At 29.5% G+C, this 19,074-nt stretch carries 19 protein-coding genes; 13 read left to right on the forward strand and 6 right to left on the reverse strand.

Annotated elements, in window-relative coordinates; all coding sequences use genetic code 11:
• Positions 1 to 41: 41 nt before the first annotated feature.
• The 7 genes from ACJJVY_RS10680 (at position 42) to ACJJVY_RS10710 (ending at position 4,604) form a co-directional block, all read left to right on the forward strand.
• Positions 42 to 1,268, forward strand: coding sequence for an Nramp family divalent metal transporter (locus tag ACJJVY_RS10680; RefSeq protein WP_405608075.1), 1,227 nt, complete (start codon positions 42 to 44; stop codon positions 1,266 to 1,268).
• Positions 1,269 to 2,000, forward strand: coding sequence for a 5-oxoprolinase subunit PxpA (gene pxpA, locus ACJJVY_RS10685; RefSeq protein ID WP_405608078.1), 732 nt, complete (start codon positions 1,269 to 1,271; stop codon positions 1,998 to 2,000).
• A complete protein-coding gene (gene pxpB / locus ACJJVY_RS10690; protein ID WP_405608081.1) occupies positions 1,993 to 2,724 on the forward strand; it encodes a 5-oxoprolinase subunit PxpB in 732 nt (243 codons plus the stop codon). The genes pxpA and pxpB overlap by 8 nt, the downstream gene beginning before the upstream one ends.
• Positions 2,717 to 3,568 (forward strand): biotin-dependent carboxyltransferase family protein, encoded by an 852-nt coding sequence (locus ACJJVY_RS10695; RefSeq protein WP_405608084.1) that lies wholly within the window; start codon positions 2,717 to 2,719, stop codon positions 3,566 to 3,568. The genes pxpB and ACJJVY_RS10695 overlap by 8 nt, the downstream gene beginning before the upstream one ends.
• Positions 3,569 to 3,689: 121 nt before the next feature.
• A complete protein-coding gene (locus ACJJVY_RS10700; protein ID WP_405608087.1) occupies positions 3,690 to 4,022 on the forward strand; it encodes a YtxH domain-containing protein in 333 nt (110 codons plus the stop codon).
• 4 nt (positions 4,023 to 4,026) lie between these two features.
• Positions 4,027 to 4,377, forward strand: coding sequence for a hypothetical protein (locus tag ACJJVY_RS10705; protein ID WP_405608090.1), 351 nt, complete (start codon positions 4,027 to 4,029; stop codon positions 4,375 to 4,377).
• Positions 4,378 to 4,403: 26 nt separating this feature from the next.
• Positions 4,404 to 4,604, forward strand: coding sequence for a hypothetical protein (locus tag ACJJVY_RS10710; RefSeq protein WP_405608093.1), 201 nt, complete (start codon positions 4,404 to 4,406; stop codon positions 4,602 to 4,604).
• Positions 4,605 to 4,668: 64 nt separating this feature from the next.
• Here ACJJVY_RS10710 and ACJJVY_RS10715 read toward each other — a convergent pair whose 3' ends face one another.
• A complete protein-coding gene (locus ACJJVY_RS10715; RefSeq protein ID WP_405608096.1) occupies positions 4,669 to 5,694 on the reverse strand; it encodes a helix-turn-helix transcriptional regulator in 1,026 nt (341 codons plus the stop codon).
• Positions 5,695 to 5,883: 189 nt separating this feature from the next.
• On the opposite strand from ACJJVY_RS10715, the gene ACJJVY_RS10720 reads away from it, so the two are divergent.
• On the forward strand, positions 5,884 to 6,045 hold the full coding sequence (locus tag ACJJVY_RS10720) for a DUF1328 domain-containing protein (RefSeq protein ID WP_405608099.1): 162 nt from the start codon (positions 5,884 to 5,886) through the stop codon (positions 6,043 to 6,045).
• Between the two features lie 113 nt (positions 6,046 to 6,158).
• Here the strand turns inward: ACJJVY_RS10720 and ACJJVY_RS10725 are convergent, their stop codons facing one another.
• The 4 genes from ACJJVY_RS10725 to ACJJVY_RS10740 form a co-directional block, all read right to left on the reverse strand.
• Entirely contained in the window at positions 6,159 to 8,549 is a 2,391-nt protein-coding gene (locus tag ACJJVY_RS10725) for a sodium-translocating pyrophosphatase (protein ID WP_405608102.1), read from the reverse strand.
• A 297-nt stretch (positions 8,550 to 8,846) separates the two neighbouring features.
• Complete coding sequence (locus ACJJVY_RS10730; RefSeq protein WP_405608105.1) at positions 8,847 to 9,398, reverse strand: inorganic diphosphatase; 552 nt, start codon at positions 9,396 to 9,398, stop codon at positions 8,847 to 8,849.
• Between the two features lie 118 nt (positions 9,399 to 9,516).
• On the reverse strand, positions 9,517 to 12,027 hold the full coding sequence (locus ACJJVY_RS10735) for a DUF5686 family protein (RefSeq protein ID WP_405608108.1): 2,511 nt from the start codon (positions 12,025 to 12,027) through the stop codon (positions 9,517 to 9,519).
• A 132-nt stretch (positions 12,028 to 12,159) separates the two neighbouring features.
• Positions 12,160 to 13,137 (reverse strand): pyruvate dehydrogenase complex E1 component subunit beta, encoded by a 978-nt coding sequence (locus ACJJVY_RS10740; protein WP_405608111.1) that lies wholly within the window; start codon positions 13,135 to 13,137, stop codon positions 12,160 to 12,162.
• Between the two features lie 381 nt (positions 13,138 to 13,518).
• Here ACJJVY_RS10740 and ACJJVY_RS10745 point away from each other — a divergent pair, with 381 nt between their 5' ends.
• The 5 genes from ACJJVY_RS10745 to ACJJVY_RS10765 all read left to right on the forward strand — a co-directional run bounded on the left by ACJJVY_RS10745 (position 13,519) and on the right by ACJJVY_RS10765 (position 18,629).
• Positions 13,519 to 14,265 (forward strand): electron transfer flavoprotein subunit beta/FixA family protein, encoded by a 747-nt coding sequence (locus ACJJVY_RS10745; protein ID WP_405608114.1) that lies wholly within the window; start codon positions 13,519 to 13,521, stop codon positions 14,263 to 14,265.
• Positions 14,266 to 14,395: 130 nt separating this feature from the next.
• A complete protein-coding gene (locus tag ACJJVY_RS10750) occupies positions 14,396 to 15,352 on the forward strand; it encodes an electron transfer flavoprotein subunit alpha/FixB family protein (protein ID WP_405608117.1) in 957 nt (318 codons plus the stop codon).
• Between the two features lie 329 nt (positions 15,353 to 15,681).
• On the forward strand, positions 15,682 to 16,287 hold the full coding sequence (locus tag ACJJVY_RS10755) for a bifunctional nuclease domain-containing protein (protein ID WP_405608120.1): 606 nt from the start codon (positions 15,682 to 15,684) through the stop codon (positions 16,285 to 16,287).
• A gap of 16 nt (positions 16,288 to 16,303) precedes the next feature.
• Positions 16,304 to 17,707: a NupC/NupG family nucleoside CNT transporter gene (locus ACJJVY_RS10760; protein WP_405608123.1), complete on the forward strand. Its 1,404-nt coding sequence runs from the start codon at positions 16,304 to 16,306 to the stop codon at positions 17,705 to 17,707.
• Positions 17,708 to 17,804: 97 nt separating this feature from the next.
• Positions 17,805 to 18,629 carry a thymidylate synthase gene (locus tag ACJJVY_RS10765; RefSeq protein WP_405608126.1) on the forward strand — a complete coding sequence of 275 codons (825 nt, stop codon included), beginning with the start codon at positions 17,805 to 17,807 and terminating at the stop codon, positions 18,627 to 18,629.
• Between the two features lie 49 nt (positions 18,630 to 18,678).
• On the opposite strand, the gene ACJJVY_RS10770 is transcribed toward ACJJVY_RS10765, so the two are convergent.
• The gene (locus ACJJVY_RS10770; protein ID WP_405608129.1) at positions 18,679 to 18,975 is read right to left on the reverse strand and encodes an isoamylase early set domain-containing protein; all 297 of its coding nucleotides are present in this window, start codon (positions 18,973 to 18,975) and stop codon (positions 18,679 to 18,681) included.
• Positions 18,976 to 19,074: the final 99 nt, after the last annotated feature.

A 19,074-nucleotide genomic window follows, 5' to 3' on the forward strand; every position in this document is an offset into this window, starting at 1 on the left:
AAAAAGTATCTTTAGTCGAGAATTTCGAAAACTTTTATTTTATGATAAAAAAATGGTTTCAAAATATTGGGCCAGGTACTTTAGTTGCAGCAGCTTTTATTGGACCGGGTACAGTAACTCTTTGCACACTTGCAGGTGTAAATTTTGGATTTAATTTACTTTGGGCAATGTTACTTTCTGTAATTGCAACCATTGTTTTACAAGAAATGGCGGCAAGATTGGGTATTATTTCTCAAAAAGGATTATCAGAAGTGATTAGAGAAGAAATTAAAAATCCATTTTTAAAACAATTCATTACTTTTTTAATTTTAGCAGCCGTTGTTGTGGGAAATGCTTCTTATGAAGCAGGAAATATTAGCGGGGGTATTTTAGGTTTAGAAACTATTTTAGGAGAAATAACCTTGGTTTTTGATGGGTTTTCAATCAACTTATTAAGTGTTTTAATTGGTGTTATCGCATTTTTTTTACTCTATATTGGTAATTATAAATTTTTAGAAAAAGCCTTAATTACGTTGGTTTTAATAATGAGTATATCTTTTTTAGTAACTGCAATTGTAACAAAGCCAAATATTGTAGAATTGCTAAAAGGGCTAATTATTCCTAAATTTCCAGAGAAAAGTATACTTACTATTATTGGTTTAATTGGTACAACTGTTGTGCCTTATAACTTATTTTTACATGCTTCTTTGGTAAAAGAAAGATGGCATAAAAAAGAGGATTTATCATCAGCAAGAAAAGATACCGTAATTTCAATTATTCTTGGTGGTTTGGTTTCTATGGCAATTATAGTTTCTGCCGCTGCAATACAAACTACAAACATTTCTAATGCAGCAGATTTAGCCAAAGGTTTAGCACCTTTATATGGTGATTTTGCAACGTATTTTTTAGCACTTGGGTTATTTTCTGCCGGAATAACATCTGCAATAACTGCACCGTTAGCGGCTGCTTATGTAGCAAAAGGTTGTTTGGGCTGGCAGGTTGGTTTAAAATCTAAAAAATTTAGATTGGTTTGGATTTCTATTTTATTGTTAGGGGTTGTTTTTTCATCAGTTGGTATAAAACCGATAGAAATTATAAAGTTTGCGCAAGTTGCAAACGGAATGCTTTTACCTGTTATTGCAGGAATTTTATTATGGATTATGAATAAAAAATCGGTTTTAGGAAATTTTATCAATACTAAAACTCAGAATATTTTAGGTTTTGTAATTTTAGCAATAACCATTTTTTTAGGAGCAAAAGGAATTTTAAAAGTCTTTAATTTTATATAGATGAAGATTGATATTAATTGTGATGTTGGAGAAGGAATAGCAAATGAATATTTGTTAATGCCGTATATTTCGTCTTGTAATATTGCTTGTGGTGGTCATTTTGGTGATAAAAATACTATTGATAAAAGCATACAACTTGCCATTGGAAATGAGGTATTAATTGGCGCGCATCCTTCTTTTCTTGATAAGGAAAATTTTGGTAGAAAAGTGATGCCAATTTCTAAAGAAGAATTGCAAATTAGCATTCAGAATCAGATGGATTTGTTTTTAGAAAGGTTGGCTAAATTCAATGTAAAATTACATCATATTAAACCTCATGGAGCTTTATATAATTTAATTGCTGTGGATGAGAGAGCTGCAAAAAACTTTATAGAAAGTATTTTAAAATATACAAAAAATGTACTTTTATATGTTCCGTATAATTCTGTAATTAAAAAGGTTGCTTTAAAAAATAACATCCAAATAAAGTATGAAGCGTTTGCGGATAGAAACTATAATAACGATTTAACTTTAGTTGCAAGAAATCAAGAAAATGCTGTTCTAAAAAATCCGGAAGAAGTTTTAAAACACGTTTGTAAAATGGCTTTATATCAAAAAGTAAAAACCATTTCTAATGTAGATAAAGAAATAAAAGCAGATACTTTTTGTATTCATGGAGATAATGAAAAATCTTTAGAAATTTTAGAATTTTTGTCTAAAGAACTTGCTAAAAAAGGAATAGAAATTGGTTAACGAAATTACATACAAACCTTTTGGTAATAAAGCAATTCTTATAGAATGGGAAGCTGTTATTAATGAAACTGTACTAAAAGATATTCTTCTTTTCAAAAACAAAATTGAGCATCAGGAAAAAGATTTTTTTACAGATTTAATTGTCGGTTATCATTCTTTAACCATAAAATTTAAAGAAGAATTTCAAGACTTTTTTAAGGAAGTAGAATTTTTAAAATCGATTTATAAATCAACTTTAAAAATTGAAAAAAAACTGAATTATTTGTGGCAAATTCCTGTTTGTTATCATCTAGAATTTGGAATTGATTTAGAAGAAATATCTAAAAAAACAAAACAATCAATAGACAAAATTATACAACTACATTCATCAGAAATTTATTCTGTTTTCTTTATTGGATTTTTACCAGGTTTTCTTTACTTAGGCGGATTGAATGAACAATTATTTTTTGATAGAAAACCAAATCCGAGGTTAAAAGTAGGTAAAGGAGCTGTTGCAATAGGAGGAAAGCAAACCGGAATTTATCCGTTAAATTCTCCTGGCGGATGGAATATTATTGGTAAAACGCCTATTGATTTTTTTGATATAAAAAACGAAAATCCGTGTTTTGCTAAAGCAGGAGATAAAATTCAGTTTAGACCGATTTCTTTGGATGAATTTTATCAAATAGAAAAAGAAATATCAGAAAATAGATATCAACTTTCTAAAACTTTACTAGATGATTAAAGTTTTAAAAGCAGGTTTTTATGCATCGATACAAGATAAAGGAAGAGTAGGTTACGCTAATGTTGGTGTTCCAGTCTCTGGAGTTATGGATTCTTATGCTGCCAATTTATCTAACAGTATTTTAGATAATTCTTTAGAAGCTGCAGTTTTAGAAATTACTTTTGGCGGAACACAATTAGAGTTTTTAACCGATACTTTTATATGTATTTCTGGTGGAGATTTTTTACCAAAAATAAATCAGAAATCAATTTTAATGAATGCTAGAATTAAAGTTTCTAAAAATGATATTTTATCATTTGGAAAAATAAATTTTGGAGTTCGTTGTTATTTGGCAGTAAAAGGAGGTTTTAAAACTGATACAAGATTAGAAAGTAGAAGTTTTTATCAGAATATAACCGAAGATCATATTATTCGAAAAAATGAAATTCTACCTATAAATAAGATTGAAAATCAATTAAAATCAACCAATACTTCTATAAAGGTTTTAAAATCTCATTTTGAAACCAAAGAAATAAAATGTTTTAAAGGTCCGGAATATGATTTGCTAGAAGATCATCAAAAAGAACAATTAGCCAGTCAGTTATTTACCATTTCTAATGATAATAATAGAATGGGCTATCGATTAAATGAAACTATCGAAAATAATTTACCTTCTATATTAACATCTGCAGTTCTGCCAGGAACTGTACAATTAACACCTTCTGGTAAAATAATTGTTTTAATGAAAGATTGCCAAGTTACTGGTGGCTATCCTAGAGTGTTACAGCTTCTTGAAAGAGAAATTGGTATGCTTTCTCAAAAAACTACACATAATCGCTTAAAATTCATGCTAATTAGCATTTGAGTCAAGATTTACATTTTTAGAGTTAAACAAGGCTTTACTTCTGTTGTAGATTTGTGGTGTACTAATTATTGAACGAGATATAAGTACAAAAAAATAAGTTTAACCATTAAATCAAAATATTATGAGTAATAGTAGTAACACAGTAGTAGGATTATTAGCAGGAACAGCAATAGGAGCAACTTTAGGAGTTTTATTTGCACCTTATAAGGGAAGCGAAACAAGACAGAAAATTGCAGAAGAAGCTGCACATGCAAAAGATAAATTAGTAGAAAACGCATCTGAAATTTCAGAGAAAGTAGCTGCTACTTTCGAAAATAAAAAAGAAACTTTAGATGAAAAAATAGAAACAGTTGTTTCTGATGTAAGTCATAAAACAGAAGATGTAATTACTTCATTAGAGAAAAAATTGCAAGAATTAAAAGAGAAAAATAAAAAATTGCAAAAATCTGCCTAAGTAAATGGATATTCTAGATACAATAAATAAGACAACAAATAGAGGTTCCGAATCAAGCAAAAAATATTTGGAAACTTTTTACGAACACGGAAAATTAAAAATTTTTCAATTAGTAACTGTTTCTTTAAGCTCTATCGTTAAGGTATTTCTAATAGGCTGGTTTATTTTTATTGGATTGATATTCTTAGCATTTGCATCAGCAATATTTCTAGGTAATTATTTAAACAATATTTCTCTTGGATATTTAATTGTTGCATTATTTTTCTTGATTATTTCACTGTTAATTTTTTCATTAAGGAAGAGAATAGATAAAAAAATTATTCGAAAAATGTCTGACATGTTTTTTGAATCTTAAAATCAATCAACCTAAAAACCAAAACAATGAAAATTTACGAAAGCTTTGATGATATCGAAATAGAACTAAAAAAATTAGCCTTAGAAAAGAAAATAGCTTTAGAAGAACTTAAAATTGTAAAGCATGATTTTGAAGAAGTATTAAGACCTATAAATTGGTTAAATAGCTTTTTAAAATTTGCTAGTAAATACGGTTTTTTAATGCTTTTTAAAAAATTGTTTAAATAATTTTTTTAATAGTGGTTAGTTGATTTTAAAAACCTCAATATTTTATAATATTGAGGTTTTTTTATTAAACGGTGGTTAACAAGTTTTTCTTAAATTGATTAGGAGTAATATCATACTTTTCTTTAAAGATTTTAGAAAAATAACTTCTACTACTAAAACCAACGCTATATACAACTTGTGATATGTTTAAGTCTGTATTTTTTAACATGTTTCTGGCAGACTCTAAACGCACATGTCTTATGTATTCTGTAACAGTTCTTTTATATAAAAACTTAAATCCTTCTTGTAACTTAGCCTGTGTTAAACCATATTTTTCAGAAATTTGTTCTAAAGAATATTCTTTAGCAGGATTTTTTAAAATATTATTCCCAATTTTTCTAATGATTTTTAATTCGGTTTTATCAATTGCGTTAGGAATTTCTTTACCATCTAAAATTCTATTATGCTGTTGTATGTGATGTGATAAAATTTCATAAACTTTTGCTTCGATCTTTAAAATACGCAACATTCCTTTTCCTTTCACTTTTTTTAGATCTCTAATTAAATCGGCCATTTTTAAGTTTAAAGTACCATAATTAGAAAATCTGTTTTCATGATCCGTATCCATAAAAACATCATATAACTTTTCGCTCAATGTAGAAACATTTGTTGTTCTTTTTTTCAGGAAATGTCTCCTAGTAATTTGAATAACATTAATGTCTATACTTTCGTTTTTTGGGAAAGAAATATAATTATATCCACCAGTTTTATTGGTAAAAATTAAAGATTGAAATTGATCTATCGTTTTTTCTTCATTTTGCACACCAAACCGATGCTTTAAGTGTCCTAAAGAAGGGTATAAAAACCGTATAGGATTGTATTCCTCATCTGCTTTTATCTTTAAAATAAATTCTTTGTGAAGCTTTAATTCAAAATCAAGAAGGTTTACACCCCAATCAAAAGGTATAAATCGAATAAGGCCTGTTGCAAATTCATTGTTAATTCTTAATGAACTTTCATTCCAATCGGTAACTAAATCACCTCCTGTAACATCATGTATTTGAGTGATTAAGTCCTTAGGACTATCAGCAATTATTTCTATTTCAACCATTAGCAAGTTTGTTTTAATGTTTACATTTATATAATTTTAAACATGAGGGATAACTTTTGTAAAGTAACTAAAATTAAATGAGTTAAAATGAAAATTGTTACAGTTAATGTAAAGTCTTAATTGTCAGTAAATTTGAATAGAAGATAACAGGGTGTTATCCATTATATTAACCATTAAAACCCATATAATATGTTACGTTACACTATCACATTTTTAATAATAGCTTTTATTGCCGCAATCTTTGGATTTGGAGGAGTAGCAGGAGCTGCAACAGGAATAGCAAAAATTTTCTTTTTTATATTTATAGTACTTTTTGTTTTATCAATTATTAAAGGTTTGGTAAAAAGATAAATATATTATAAAAATGCATAAAAAAATCGCTTAAAAATTAAGCGATTTTTTTATGCAATAAAGTTTATTTTGTTGTAACCTGTTGTGAGTTTAAATTCACAATAGGTTTAAATTTACTCTTTCTTTTTAATAATCATTTTAACTTCTTTTGTTTTTTCATTTTTATTTTTAGAAACATTTACAGAAATAATATTTCCTACTTCTTCAGCTTTTTTCTCAATTTCATCAATTGTTCCTTCAATTTTTTGAATGTCTTCAGTTACAACACCATTAACATTTTTAGTTGTGGTAATTGTTTCGATTGCTAAATCTCCATTGGTTTGTGTAATTTCTACTTTTACATCTTTTTTAGTTTGATTAAAATTAGAAATATCAGCAGAACTCATTGCAATACTAGGCGCAATAACCAATGCAACAACAGACATTAATTTTAAAAGAATGTTTAAAGAAGGACCAGAAGTATCTTTAAAAGGATCTCCAACAGTATCACCTACAACAGCAGCTTTATGAGCGTCTGTTCCTTTTTTACCTTGTTCTTCAATCGTTTTTTTAGCGTTATCCCATGCTCCACCTGCATTTGATTGAAAGATAGCCATTAAAACACCGCAAGTAGTAACACCTGCTAATGTTCCTCCTAACATTTCTGCACCACCAATAAAACCAATAGCTACAGGTACAGCAATTGCTAATAGACCTGGTAAAACCATTTCTTTAATAGAAGCTTTTGTAGAAATGTCTACACACTTGTCATATTCAGCAACACCATCAGCAGCATCAAAAATTGCTCTTTGTTCTTTTGTAGCTTTTGTCATATTAGAATCTACAGCTCTCATAACTTCTAGAGCAGCTTTTAATTTAGGAATATCTCTAAATTGACGACGCACTTCTTCTATCATGGCCATTGCTGCTCTACCAACTGCATTCATAGATAAAGCAGAAAAAACAAAAGGTAACATTCCTCCAATTAACAATCCTGCCATAATTTTAGGTTGAGAAACATCAATTGCTACAATATTTGCCGTTTTCATAAAGGCTGCAAATAAGGCCAACGCAGTTAATGTTGCAGAAGCAATTGCAAAACCTTTACCAACCGCAGCAGTTGTATTACCAACCGCATCTAATTTATCTGTACGTTCTCTAACTTCACTAGGTAATTCCGCCATTTCTGCAATTCCACCTGCATTATCACAAATTGGTCCGTAAGCATCTACTGCTAATTGGATACCTGTGTTAGCTAACATCCCAACGGCAGCAATTGCAATTCCGTATAAACCAGCGAAATGATGAGAAACAATAATTGCAGCTGCAATTAAAATAATAGGAATTGCGGTAGACATCATACCAACACCTAACCCGGCAATAATATTTGTTGCAGCACCTGTTTTAGATTGTTCTACAATTGATAGCACCGGTTTTTTACCTGTTGCGGTATAATATTCTGTTACTTTACCGACAGCTAAACCAGCAATTAAACCAGCTATTGTTGCCCAAAATACACCCATAGCACCAAAAGGTAAACCAGCTACAGATTCAGGAATTAAAATATTAATAATAAAATAAGAAGCAACTACCATCAATCCAGCAGAACCAAATTCGCCAATATTTAAAGCGGTTTGTGGATTTCCACCATCTTTTACTCTTACAAAGAAAGTACCTAAAATAGACATTACAATTCCTACAGCTGCTAAAACTAAAGGAAGATAAACTGCTCCTAAACCATTTAAATCTGGAGTAATAATAAAAGCTCCTAAAACCATGGTACCAATTATAGAGCCCACATAAGACTCAAATAAATCGGCTCCCATACCAGCAACATCACCAACATTATCACCAACATTATCTGCTATCGTTGCGGGGTTTAAAGGATGATCTTCTGGAATACCAGCTTCTACTTTACCCACTAAATCTGCACCAACATCTGCTGCTTTTGTATAAATACCACCACCAACTCTAGCAAAAAGAGCAATTGAAGAAGCACCTAAAGAAAAACCAGAAAGAACATTTAATACTAAAGTTAAGTTTTCTGCTCCTGACCAGATGCTTTGGTATAAAAGAAATAAGCTACTAAGTCCTAAAACACCTAAGCCAACAACTCCTAAACCCATTACAGCGCCACCAGCAAAAGCAACTTCTAATGCTTTGCCTAGTGATGTTCTAGCGGCTTGTGTAGTTCTTACGTTTGCTTTGGTAGCAACTTTCATTCCAATAAATCCTGCAAGGGCAGAACAGATAGCTCCGATAATAAAGGACACAGCAACCATACCGCTTGATCCTTCTTCAGAATTACCTTTAAAATATAATAAGATAGCAACAGCTATAACAAAAATTGATAAAACTTTGTATTCTGCTTTTAAAAATGACATTGCGCCTTCTGCAATGTTTTTTGCAATCCTTTTCATTCGATCATCACCCTGATCCTGTTTACTAACCCAAGCACTTTTGATGATTACAAACGCTAGGGCTAGTAACCCAAATAGCGGTAAAAATTTTACGATTAATTCCATATAATTAGTTGATTTAAATTTAAAATTTTCTAAAAAGTTTTTTAAAAATATAAAGCTAATAAAATAAAATTAATAAAAAAAGAATATATATATTAAATATATTATATTTATTTATGTAATAAATTATTATTATGATAAAAAATGATTTAAATCAGTTTTTTAAAAATTGGTATTGAATTTTAATATTCTATTGAAAAGGTTGTATAGTTATATTCTATTTGATTAGATTTTTTTAAATAAGGAGCAAAAAAAACATCTTAAATTTTAAGATGTTTTTTTAGAATATTTGATGCTTACTTATATTGTAAACGTTCTTTTTTTCTTGTGTTCACTATTATTATATCTATCAACACATTCGTTATAAATTTTTACTGCAGCTGTAGCGTCTCCCCAACCACCAGTATCAACTTTTTTCTTTTCTAAATCTTTATAAACTTGAAAGAAATGTTCTATTTCTTTTAATCTATGTGGATTTAAATCTGAAATGTCCATTTTATTACTCCAAATAGGATCAGAAACAGGTACACAAATTACTTTTTCATCTGGTCCTTTTTCATCAGTCATGTAAAAAACACCAATTGGTCTCACTTCCATCACTACCATTGGGTAAGTTGGTTGGTGACCAAGAACAAGTACATCTAATGGATCTGAATCTAAGGCTAAAGTTTCTGGAATAAATCCATAATCACCAGGATACATCATAGAAGAAAATAACATTCTATCGAATCTAATTTTGTGAAGTGCAAAATCGTATTCATATTTATTTCTACTTCCTTTAGGGATCTCTATAAGTACATCAAAAGTTACTTGTTTTTTTTGTTCTTTAGTCATTGGTTTCGGTTCTTTCATATTTCGGTTTTACACAAAATTAGTGATAAATTAAATTTTATTTAAGATTTTTACCTTGTAAATTTACGCAAAGGTTTTCGGTTAAATTATTTAATACAGCTATATAGCTGTATTAAGGTTAGAAATTAAACTCTAATCCGGCTGTTATACCAAACCTTCTGGCATCAGCATTATCAAAGTAATTTCCTCTAAAATTAAAGTCTACTCTTAAGACTTTAAAAATGTTAGCAACACCAACACTATATTCATAATATGGCTCTATAGAAGGGGCTATTAATGGTATTTCTGCTGTATTACCTGTTGTGTTAAGTGCTACGTTTGCGTCAGAAATATTTCCTAAAAATGTTTTAAAACCAATAACTGTTCTCATTTTTGTCTTTTTTAAGAGTGGAATTCTAGAAAAAATACGTCCATTAAAATTATGTTCTAAATGTAAAGATGCATATTGATCTGTTACAAATTCATAAAAATTTAATAGGTTAAATGTATTACTAAACATAAAATAAGTTTGATTTCCTGGAGCTACACTTAATAACGCTAAAGGAACTTCACCAAATGTTTTACCGGCTTCCAAAGAGGTTTTTAATCTACCTAAAGCTCCAATTTTCCATAATTTAAAGACAGAGAACTGTACTTTTGTATAATCAAAATCGCTATCAAAAATATCTTTACTACCTCTAGTTATTTGTGTAAAATACTGAGCATAATCAGTATTGGCAGGATATCTTTGTACTCCAAAGCCAGACATTTTTCTTTTAGGATAATAACCTAAAGAGAAAATAGTTTCTAGTTGTCTCATTTCAGAAGAAACTCCGTTTGCAGAAGAAATACTATTATAATCTAAACTGAATGTTTCTGATGCAGAACTTAATGTTTTATAGTTAGACGAAAGTTTTAGAACTAAATTAGGCGTTGGTTCTATTTGTGCAGCAAATGTAGTTATATTAACATTTGTTAATTTATCATTTGTACCAGTACTTATTAGAGAAGAAGATCCATCACTTCTACCTAAAACGTCTGTATTTGCTATTAAAGAAGCACCTATTTGTTCTATATCATTTCTTTTTCCTCCTGAGAGAATCAATCTATTTTTCTTATTTAATAACCATTTTGCCTGAAAACCATATTTTATTTTTTCATCTTTAAGCCCGTATGCTGTATAAGCTTCTAGTCTAAATAGATCATTAGTTGTTTTGTAAGTTCTTGCACCAACTCTAACGCGCAATCCCTCTACATCGTTAAAACCAAAAGTAGAAAAAAGTGGTCCGTAATCTATGTTTAGTGAATTAATTTCGAAATACCCAGAAGAAAGAGTTTCTATTACTTTATTTATGGTCTTGTACTTTTTAACAGTTTGTAAAGTATCAATTAGGGTATAGATTCCTTTTTCGTTTTCATTTAATTGTTCAAATCTATTATTATCCCAATATTCTCTTGGTTTACTATAAGAATCATCTTCTTGTGAGATGAAAACTTTTTTATCGTAAAACTTTTTGTCTTCTATAGGTTGGTTAAAAACATAATCTTTATAAATCGTCGTTTTTTTACCATAAACACCTCTAGAATTTTCTTTATTGGTTAAAGAGAAGTCAGATAGTAAATAATCTCTTTTTAATACAAAGATAGAGTCGTTTAATATATCGAACTCTTGTTCTATATAAACATCTTTAACCCAGTTTATGTTTGCATTTTTGGTTACCTGAAGATTGATTTCTTTTACAGCAAATGTGGTATCACTTACCCAAAAATTTCCTTTGAAAGTAAGTTCGTTTTTTCTTCTAGGGTAATAAATAATGTTATAAGACCATTTTTTATCAATAAAAGCACTATCTGCCAATACATAATTATAATTATTGATTCCGCTTTTAGATAAAGGACTCACAAAACTTTTATCAAATATCTTTAAATAATTATCGTAGATGTTATAATCGGCATATAAATCGTCTATATAATCAATTAGTTGTTGATTGTTGCTAAAACCAGAATTTTGATTGGCGATTAAAACATCTTTTTCTTTTTTTATGATATTGTCACCATAAACCTCAGAAATAGACTCGTTTAAAAAGACAGGTAAAAAAGTTTTACCAGTTATGTTAGAAGTATCTACATCTTTAAAAACAAATTCTAATCCATTAAAAATTCTTTTCTTTTTTAATTTCTCATCGATTGTATTTAAATCAAATTCTACTTTTTGATATTTTTTATATTTATATTGATCAAAATGTTTTAATCCATTTTTACGTTTTTTAGCCCAAATTTTTCTTAGAATAGCAATTGCAGGATTGTTTTTTTTGGGTTGTTTACCAGTAACGATGGTAATTGCATTTAAAGTCTCTTCTTCTTCTTCTAAAGTTAACTTTAAATTAAATTGAATATTACTTTCTAATTTATAAATTAAGTTTTTATATCCGATAAAAGAAACACTAATTTCTTGCCAATTTTTATCAGATTCTAAATAAAAAGAACCATTGTCATCACTTGTGGTACCTTCTGTAGAGCCTTTAAATTGGATGCTACAATAGGGGATTGGTTCGTTGTACTTATCAATAATAATTCCCTTTACCTTTGTTTGTGCTATTATAGAAAACGAAAAAAGGAAACTGCAGATTAAAAATAATTTAAATCTCATATACATTTAATAAATAAGCAAAATAACGAATAAGAAGATTATTTATTTTTTATTTAAAGTTAAATTTTTGTTTAAAAAAAAAGCCTTTTTGTTTAAAAACAAAAAGGCTTTCTAAAAAATGTAGATGTTTTGTTATATGTATAAAACTTCTTTTACAGCTTTTATAACATCATTATAATTTGGAATCCACTTCTCTAATAAAACAGGAGAATATGGAGCAGGAGTATCTGCAGTAGTTAATCTTTTAATAGGAGCATCTAAATAATCGAATGCTTCGTCTTGTATTCTATAAGTAATTTCTGAAGAAACACTTGCAAATGGCCAAGCTTCTTCTAAAATAACCAATCTATTTGTTTTCTTAACAGAAGCAATAATTGCAGCGTGATCCATTGGGCGTACAGTTCTTAAATCTATAATTTCTATAGAAATTCCTTCTTTAGCTAATTCATCAGCAGCCTTATAAGCTTCTTTAATGATTTTTCCGAAAGAAACAACAGTTACGTCAGTTCCTTCTCTTTTAATATCTGCAACACCAATTGGTATAATGTATTCTCCTTCTGGGATTTCCATTTTATCACCATACATTTGCTCAGACTCCATAAAAATAACCGGATCGTCATCTCTAATAGCAGCTTTTAATAAACCTTTAGCGTCGTATGGGTTAGATGGTACAATAACTTTTAAACCAGGTGTGTTTGCAAACCAGTTTTCAAATGCTTGAGAGTGTGTAGCTCCTAATTGACCAGCAGATGCTGTTGGTCCTCTAAAAACAATAGGGCAATTAAATTGTCCTCCAGACATTTGTCTAATTTTAGCAGCATTGTTTATAATTTGATCAATTCCAACCAAAGAGAAGTTAAAAGTCATATACTCAACAATTGGTCTGTTACCGTTCATTGCAGAACCAACTGCAACTCCAGCAAAACCAAGTTCAGCAATAGGTGTATCAATAACACGTTTAGCACCAAACTCATCTAACATACCTTTAGATGCTTTGTACGCACCATTATATTCTGCAACTTCCTCACCCATTAAGTAAATGCTTTCATCTCTACGCATTTCTTCACTCATGGCTTCACAAATCGCCTCTCTGAATTGAACTGTTTTCATCTAGTATAAATTGTAATTAGTAATTTCTTTTACAAAAGTAAGCAATTATGTGGAAAATAAATGTACTTTTTTTATCAAAAATAATAAGAAAGATAGAAATTAATTTAGTTTTTTTTAAAAGATTTTAAATAACATATCAATTAGCTGTTTTCTGTTATATAGCTTGTATTTAGTACAATATTTAAAAAATAACTTTTTTATGAAATTGGTTAAAAATTCTAGTTTTTATAATTAAGAGATTGCTTTTTTACTTTTTATAGAGTAGAAGACATTATTTTTGTTGATATGTTAAATTATCTAAAAAATACTATGCATGCATAGTATTTTTTAAAAAAAAGCTGTACTTTCGTCAGTAAGAAAAAAGTTTAAAAATAGAGTTATATGAAAATATTGGTTTGTATTAGTCACGTTCCAGATACCACATCTAAGATTAATTTTACAGATAATGATACTAAATTTGATACAAATGGCGTACAGTTTGTGATAAATCCTTATGATGAATTTTGTCTTACAAGAGCAATGTGGTTTAAAGAAAAACAAGGAGCTTCTGTAACAATTATAAATGTTGGTGGAGCAGAAACAGAGCCTACTTTAAGAAAAGCTTTAGCAATTGGTGCAGATAAAGCCATTCGTATAAATACAAATCCTACAGATGGTTTTCAAGTAGCAAAAGAATTAGCAGAAGTTGTAAAAAAAGGTGAATTTGATTTAGTTTTAGCAGGAAAAGAATCGGCAGATTACAATGGACAAATGGTTCCTGGTATGTTAGCCGCTTTAACCGATTTTAATTTTATTAACGGTTGTGTAGGTTTAGAAATAGAAGGTACAAGTGTATCAGCTTCTAGAGAAATAGATGGAGGTAATGAGAAATTATCTTCTAGTTTGCCTATAGTTATAGGTGGGCAAAAAGGAATCGTAGAAGAAAAAGATTTACGCATACCAAATATGCGTGGTATTATGATGGCACGTAAAAAACCTTTAGAAGTAGTTGAGCCTTTAGGAAGTGAAATAACTACAAATATTCAATCTTTTGAAAAACCAGCACCAAAAGGAGCTGTAAAATTAGTTGATGCAGATAATATAGATGAATTAATAAGTCTATTGCATAATGAAGCAAAAGTGATATAATAATGTTTAAACGTAGAATTGTGTAACTGTAAAAGTTATCATTATATGGTTAAATAATTAAATAAAATAAAAATAATCTTGTTGGTATTTTAACTGAAAACTATTTACTAACAACTAAAAACTATAGTATATGTCTGTTTTAGTTTTTGCCGATTCATCGGAAGGGAAATTTAAGAAAACTGCTTTTGAAGTAGTTTCATATGGAAAAAAAGTTGCAGAACAATTAAATACAAATGTTGTTGCAGTAACAATTAATGCGTGTGATTCATCAGAATTATATACATACGGAGCAGAGAAAGTGATAACAGTTTCTAATGATGCCTTAAGCACTTTTAATGCAAAACAATATACTGGAGTAATTACAGAAGTAGCAAAATCAGAAAATGCGACCGTTGTGGTTATAGATTCTAGTATTGATGGTCTGTATTTGGCACCATTAGTTGCTGTAAGTTTAGAAGCTGGTTATATTTCTAATGTTGTAGAATTGCCATCTAGTACGAGTCCATTTACAGTAAAAAGAAAAACATTTTCTAATAAAGCTTTTTCAAATACAGAAATTGCTACTGATAATAAAGTAATAGGTTTAGCAAAAAATTCTTTCGGAATTCATGAGAATACAGTTACGGGAACCGTAGAAGCTTTTGAAGTAACGGTGTCAGAAACTGGAGTAAAATCAGAAAAAGTAGAAAGAGTAACTGGTAAAGTAACTATTGCAGATGCAGATATTGTAGTTTCTGCAGGTAGAGGTTTAAAAGGACCAGAAAACTGGGGGATGATTGAAGAATTAGCCGATGTTTTAGGAGCAGCAACTGCTTGTTCTAAGCCTGTTTCAGATTTAGGATGGCGTCCTCACGGAGAGCATGTTGGGCAAACAGGTAAGCCTGTAGCCTCTAATTTATATATTGCCATAGGGATTTCTGGCGCAATACAACATTTAGCAGGTATTAATGCATCAAAAGTAAAATTAGTTATAAACACAGACGCAGAAGCACCTTTCTTTAAAGCTGCTGACTACGGTATTGTTGGAGATGCTTTTGAAGTTATACCAAAATTAATAGAAAAGTTAAAAGACTTTAAAGCAGCTTAATTTTTTGGGCGTGCCCAAATTATTTGAAATTATAAATTAAAAACCTATTAGAATTCTTTATCTAATAGGTTTTTTTTAAATTTATAAGTAAATTCAAATAATTTAGTCAGGCTTTTCGCACTCGCTTTTTTTATATCATTTCAATCAATAAAAAAGAGCTCAAACAAATGCTTCAATCCTTCACGCGAGCATAAGACTTAAAAAAAAGTACTTTTTTAAGAAATATCAGTAATAACTTATAATTTTTATTAAATTGTGCCCTCTAAAAAGTTTATAAAATCAACTTCAAAAAATTTATAAATTTCTTTTAGTTTTATGCAAATAAATTTATGAGTTTAATACAATTAACTATAAAAGGTATTTCTTACAGTCAAACTCAAAGTGGAGCTTATGCGTTGGTTTTAAGTGAGATGAATGGGGCGAGAACTTTACCTGTGATTATAGGAGCTTTCGAAGCTCAATCTATTGCAATTGCTTTAGAGACAGAAATTAGACCACCAAGACCACTTACACATGATCTATTTAAAACTTTTTCAGATCGTTTTTCTATCAAGATAAAAGAAGTTATAATCCATAAATTAGTAGATGGCGTATTTTTTTCAAGTCTAGTTTGTGAAAAAGATGGGATAGAAGAAACTTTAGATGCAAGAACCTCTGATGCAATTGCTATTGCAGTTCGTTTTCAAGCACCAATTTATACTTATGAGAATATATTAGAAAAAGCAGGTGTTTTTCTAAAAATAGAAGAAGAATTTGGAGAAGAAGAAGCTTCTGAAACTGACTCCTTAGACATAGAGGATACAGCAACCAAAGATCAAAATACATTTACATCTTTAACTTTAGAGGAACTTCACAACCAATTAGATGATGCAGTAGTTGATGAAAATTATGAACTTGCTGCAAAACTTAGGGACGAAATTAGTAAACGTTCTTAAAAATTAAATTAGAATTATGAAAAAAATACTTGTCGCTATTTTTTGTTTATTATCACTTACCGTTTTTTCGCAAAGTACAGAAACAGCTTCTGTTGTAGAAGGAATTTTACCTAGTGAAGGTTTTTCTTTAGGGAGTTTATGGCGAGGTGCTTTAGGTATGTTTTCTTTAATTGTTATCGCTTTTTTATTTAGTTCTAATAAGAGAGCTATAAACTGGAAAAAAGTTGGTATTGGTCTGTCTTTACAATTATTAATTGCTATTGGTGTTTTAAAAGTAGAGTTCATACAGGCTATATTTGAGTTTGTAGGAGGAGTTTTTATAGAGATATTAGCATATACAAAAGCGGGTAGCGAGTTCTTATTTGCTGGTATTGTAGGAGATATGAATAAGTTTGGCTACATATTTGCTTTTCAAGTATTGCCAACTATTATATTCTTTTCTGCTTTAACTTCGTTATTATTTTATTTAGGTATTATCCAACAAGTAGTTAAAGTTTTAGCAATAGTATTGTCTAAATTCTTAGGAATTTCGGGTATGGAAAGTCTATCAGTTGCTGGTAATATATTCTTAGGTCAAACAGAGGCACCACTTTTAATAAAGGCTTATTTAGAAAAAATGAATAAGTCAGAAATGTTGTTGGTTATGATTGGTGGTATGGCAACAGTTGCTGGTGCCGTATTAGCTGCTTATATTGGTTTTTTAGGTGGTGGAGATAAAGGGTTGGAGTTGGTTTTTGCAAAGCACCTTTTAGCAGCATCTGTTATGGCTGCACCTGGAGCGATTGTAATTTCAAAAATATTATATCCTCAAACTGAAGAGGTAAATTCAGATGTTTCGGTTTCTCCAGAAAAAATAGGATCAAATATTTTAGATGCAATTGCAAACGGAACAACAGAAGGTCTTCGTTTAGCTGTAAATGTTGGTGCAATGTTATTAGTTTTTGTAGCTATTATTGCAATGCTAAATGGTATTTTAGGTTGGGTAGGAGATGTAACAACTTTAAACGGTATAATTGCAGAAAACACTGCTTATTCCGCTTTGTCTTTAGAGTTTATTTTAGGTTCTATTTTTGCACCATTAATGTGGTTAATTGGTGTGCCTACTATAGATATTTCTATGATGGGACAATTATTAGGAATTAAATTAGCAGCAAGTGAATTTGTTGGTTATATACAATTAGCTGAATTAAAAGATGCCGCTAATGCAACGCACTTAACATTTAATAAATCTGTAATCATGGCTACTTACATGTTATGTGGTTTTGCTAATTTTGCTTCTATAGGTATTCAAATTGGTGGTATTGGTTCTTTAGCACCAGGGCAAAGAAAAACATTATCAGAATTTGGTATGAAAGCATTAGTTGGTGGTACAATTGCTTCTTTAATGTCTGCAACTATTGCAGGAATGATAATTGGGTAATTAAAAATCGTTAATAACTTTATAATATTATTTTAAGCTTTGATCTTTTTAGGTTGAAGCTTTTTTTATTTTTAAAATCTGATTAAAGAGAAGAAATATGAAGCAATATCACGATTTAGTAAAGCATGTTTTAGAGAACGGAAACGATAAAGGAGATAGAACTGGTACAGGAACAAAAAGTGTTTTTGGGTATCAAATGCGTTTTGATTTGAATAAAGGTTTCCCAATGGTAACTACTAAAAAGCTACATTTAAAATCTATAATTTACGAATTACTTTGGTTTATTAAAGGAGATACAAATATTAAGTATCTTAAAGAAAATGGAGTAAAGATATGGAATGAATGGGCGGATGAAAATGGAGATTTAGGACCTGTTTACGGACATCAATGGCGTAATTGGAATAGTGATGAAGTAGATCAGTTAAAAGAAGTTATAGAGACATTAAAAAGTAATCCGAATTCTAGAAGAATGTTGGTCTCTGCTTGGAACCCATCAGTATTGCCAGATACATCTGTTTCCTTTTCCGAAAATGTTGCTAACGGAAAAGCAGCTTTACCACCTTGTCATGCATTTTTTCAATTTTATGTTTCAGAAGGTAAGTTATCTTGCCAGCTTTATCAAAGAAGTGCAGATATTTTTTTAGGAGTACCTTTTAATATTGCTTCTTATGCATTATTTACAATGATGATTGCACAAGTTTGTGGCTATAAAGCAGGAGAGTTTATTCATACTTTTGGTGATGCACATATTTATAATAATCACAAAGAGCAGTTAGAATTGCAATTATCTAGAAATGTAAGACCATTACCTAAAATGAAAATAAACCCATCAATAAAAAATATTGAAGATTTTACTTTCGAAGATTTTGAACTGTTAGATTACAATCCGCATCCTCATATAAAAGGAGCAGTTGCTATATAATAAAATAAAAAGAGCTTTCAAATTTATGTTGAAAGCTCTTTTTTTATTTTTATAAATTTAATACACTATTTTCAGCGGAAGCAAAATCACTCCAAACAGAACCATCTGCATCTGGCTCATTTGTGTACTCACCATCAACAATATATCTAAATTCGTAAGATTTTCCTGACTCTAAATCAACAGTTCCTTTAAATGAACCATTTTTTAATTTTTTAAGAGGCGTTGCTTCTACATCCCATTCATTAAAACATCCAACTACTGCAACACTTTCAGCTTCTTCAGCAGGTACAGTAAAAGTTACTTTACAAACTGGTTTACTTTTTAAAAATTGTTTTTTAATTGCCATAATTTTTTTCTATTCAAAAGTTTAAGTAAATTTAATTAAGTTGTATTTACTTACAATCATAATTTTATATTTTTTTTAAAGAATTATCAGTTTGATAAA

This window comes from Polaribacter sp. Asnod1-A03 (assembly GCF_045063585.1).
In the GTDB taxonomy this organism is placed as follows: domain Bacteria; phylum Bacteroidota; class Bacteroidia; order Flavobacteriales; family Flavobacteriaceae; genus Polaribacter.

Excerpts from the sequence above, each read along its gene's own strand:
- ACJJVY_RS10680 (WP_405608075.1), top strand. The coding sequence starts at position 42 with ATGATAAAAAAATGGTTTCAAAATATTGGGCCAGGTACTTTAGTTGCA.
- pxpA (WP_405608078.1), top strand. The coding sequence starts at position 1,269 with ATGAAGATTGATATTAATTGTGATGTTGGAGAAGGAATAGCAAATGAA.
- ACJJVY_RS10695 (WP_405608084.1), top strand. The coding sequence starts at position 2,717 with ATGATTAAAGTTTTAAAAGCAGGTTTTTATGCATCGATACAAGATAAA.
- ACJJVY_RS10700 (WP_405608087.1), top strand. The coding sequence starts at position 3,690 with ATGAGTAATAGTAGTAACACAGTAGTAGGATTATTAGCAGGAACAGCA.
- ACJJVY_RS10705 (WP_405608090.1), top strand. The coding sequence starts at position 4,027 with ATGGATATTCTAGATACAATAAATAAGACAACAAATAGAGGTTCCGAA.
- ACJJVY_RS10710 (WP_405608093.1), top strand. The coding sequence starts at position 4,404 with ATGAAAATTTACGAAAGCTTTGATGATATCGAAATAGAACTAAAAAAA.
- ACJJVY_RS10715 (WP_405608096.1), bottom strand. The coding sequence starts at position 5,694 with ATGGTTGAAATAGAAATAATTGCTGATAGTCCTAAGGACTTAATCACT.
- ACJJVY_RS10720 (WP_405608099.1), top strand. The coding sequence starts at position 5,884 with ATGTTACGTTACACTATCACATTTTTAATAATAGCTTTTATTGCCGCA.
- ACJJVY_RS10725 (WP_405608102.1), bottom strand. The coding sequence starts at position 8,549 with ATGGAATTAATCGTAAAATTTTTACCGCTATTTGGGTTACTAGCCCTA.
- ACJJVY_RS10730 (WP_405608105.1), bottom strand. The coding sequence starts at position 9,398 with ATGAAAGAACCGAAACCAATGACTAAAGAACAAAAAAAACAAGTAACT.
- ACJJVY_RS10735 (WP_405608108.1), bottom strand. The coding sequence starts at position 12,027 with ATGAGATTTAAATTATTTTTAATCTGCAGTTTCCTTTTTTCGTTTTCT.
- ACJJVY_RS10740 (WP_405608111.1), bottom strand. The coding sequence starts at position 13,137 with ATGAAAACAGTTCAATTCAGAGAGGCGATTTGTGAAGCCATGAGTGAA.
- ACJJVY_RS10745 (WP_405608114.1), top strand. The coding sequence starts at position 13,519 with ATGAAAATATTGGTTTGTATTAGTCACGTTCCAGATACCACATCTAAG.
- ACJJVY_RS10750 (WP_405608117.1), top strand. The coding sequence starts at position 14,396 with ATGTCTGTTTTAGTTTTTGCCGATTCATCGGAAGGGAAATTTAAGAAA.
- ACJJVY_RS10755 (WP_405608120.1), top strand. The coding sequence starts at position 15,682 with ATGAGTTTAATACAATTAACTATAAAAGGTATTTCTTACAGTCAAACT.
- ACJJVY_RS10760 (WP_405608123.1), top strand. The coding sequence starts at position 16,304 with ATGAAAAAAATACTTGTCGCTATTTTTTGTTTATTATCACTTACCGTT.
- ACJJVY_RS10765 (WP_405608126.1), top strand. The coding sequence starts at position 17,805 with ATGAAGCAATATCACGATTTAGTAAAGCATGTTTTAGAGAACGGAAAC.
- ACJJVY_RS10770 (WP_405608129.1), bottom strand. The coding sequence starts at position 18,975 with ATGGCAATTAAAAAACAATTTTTAAAAAGTAAACCAGTTTGTAAAGTA.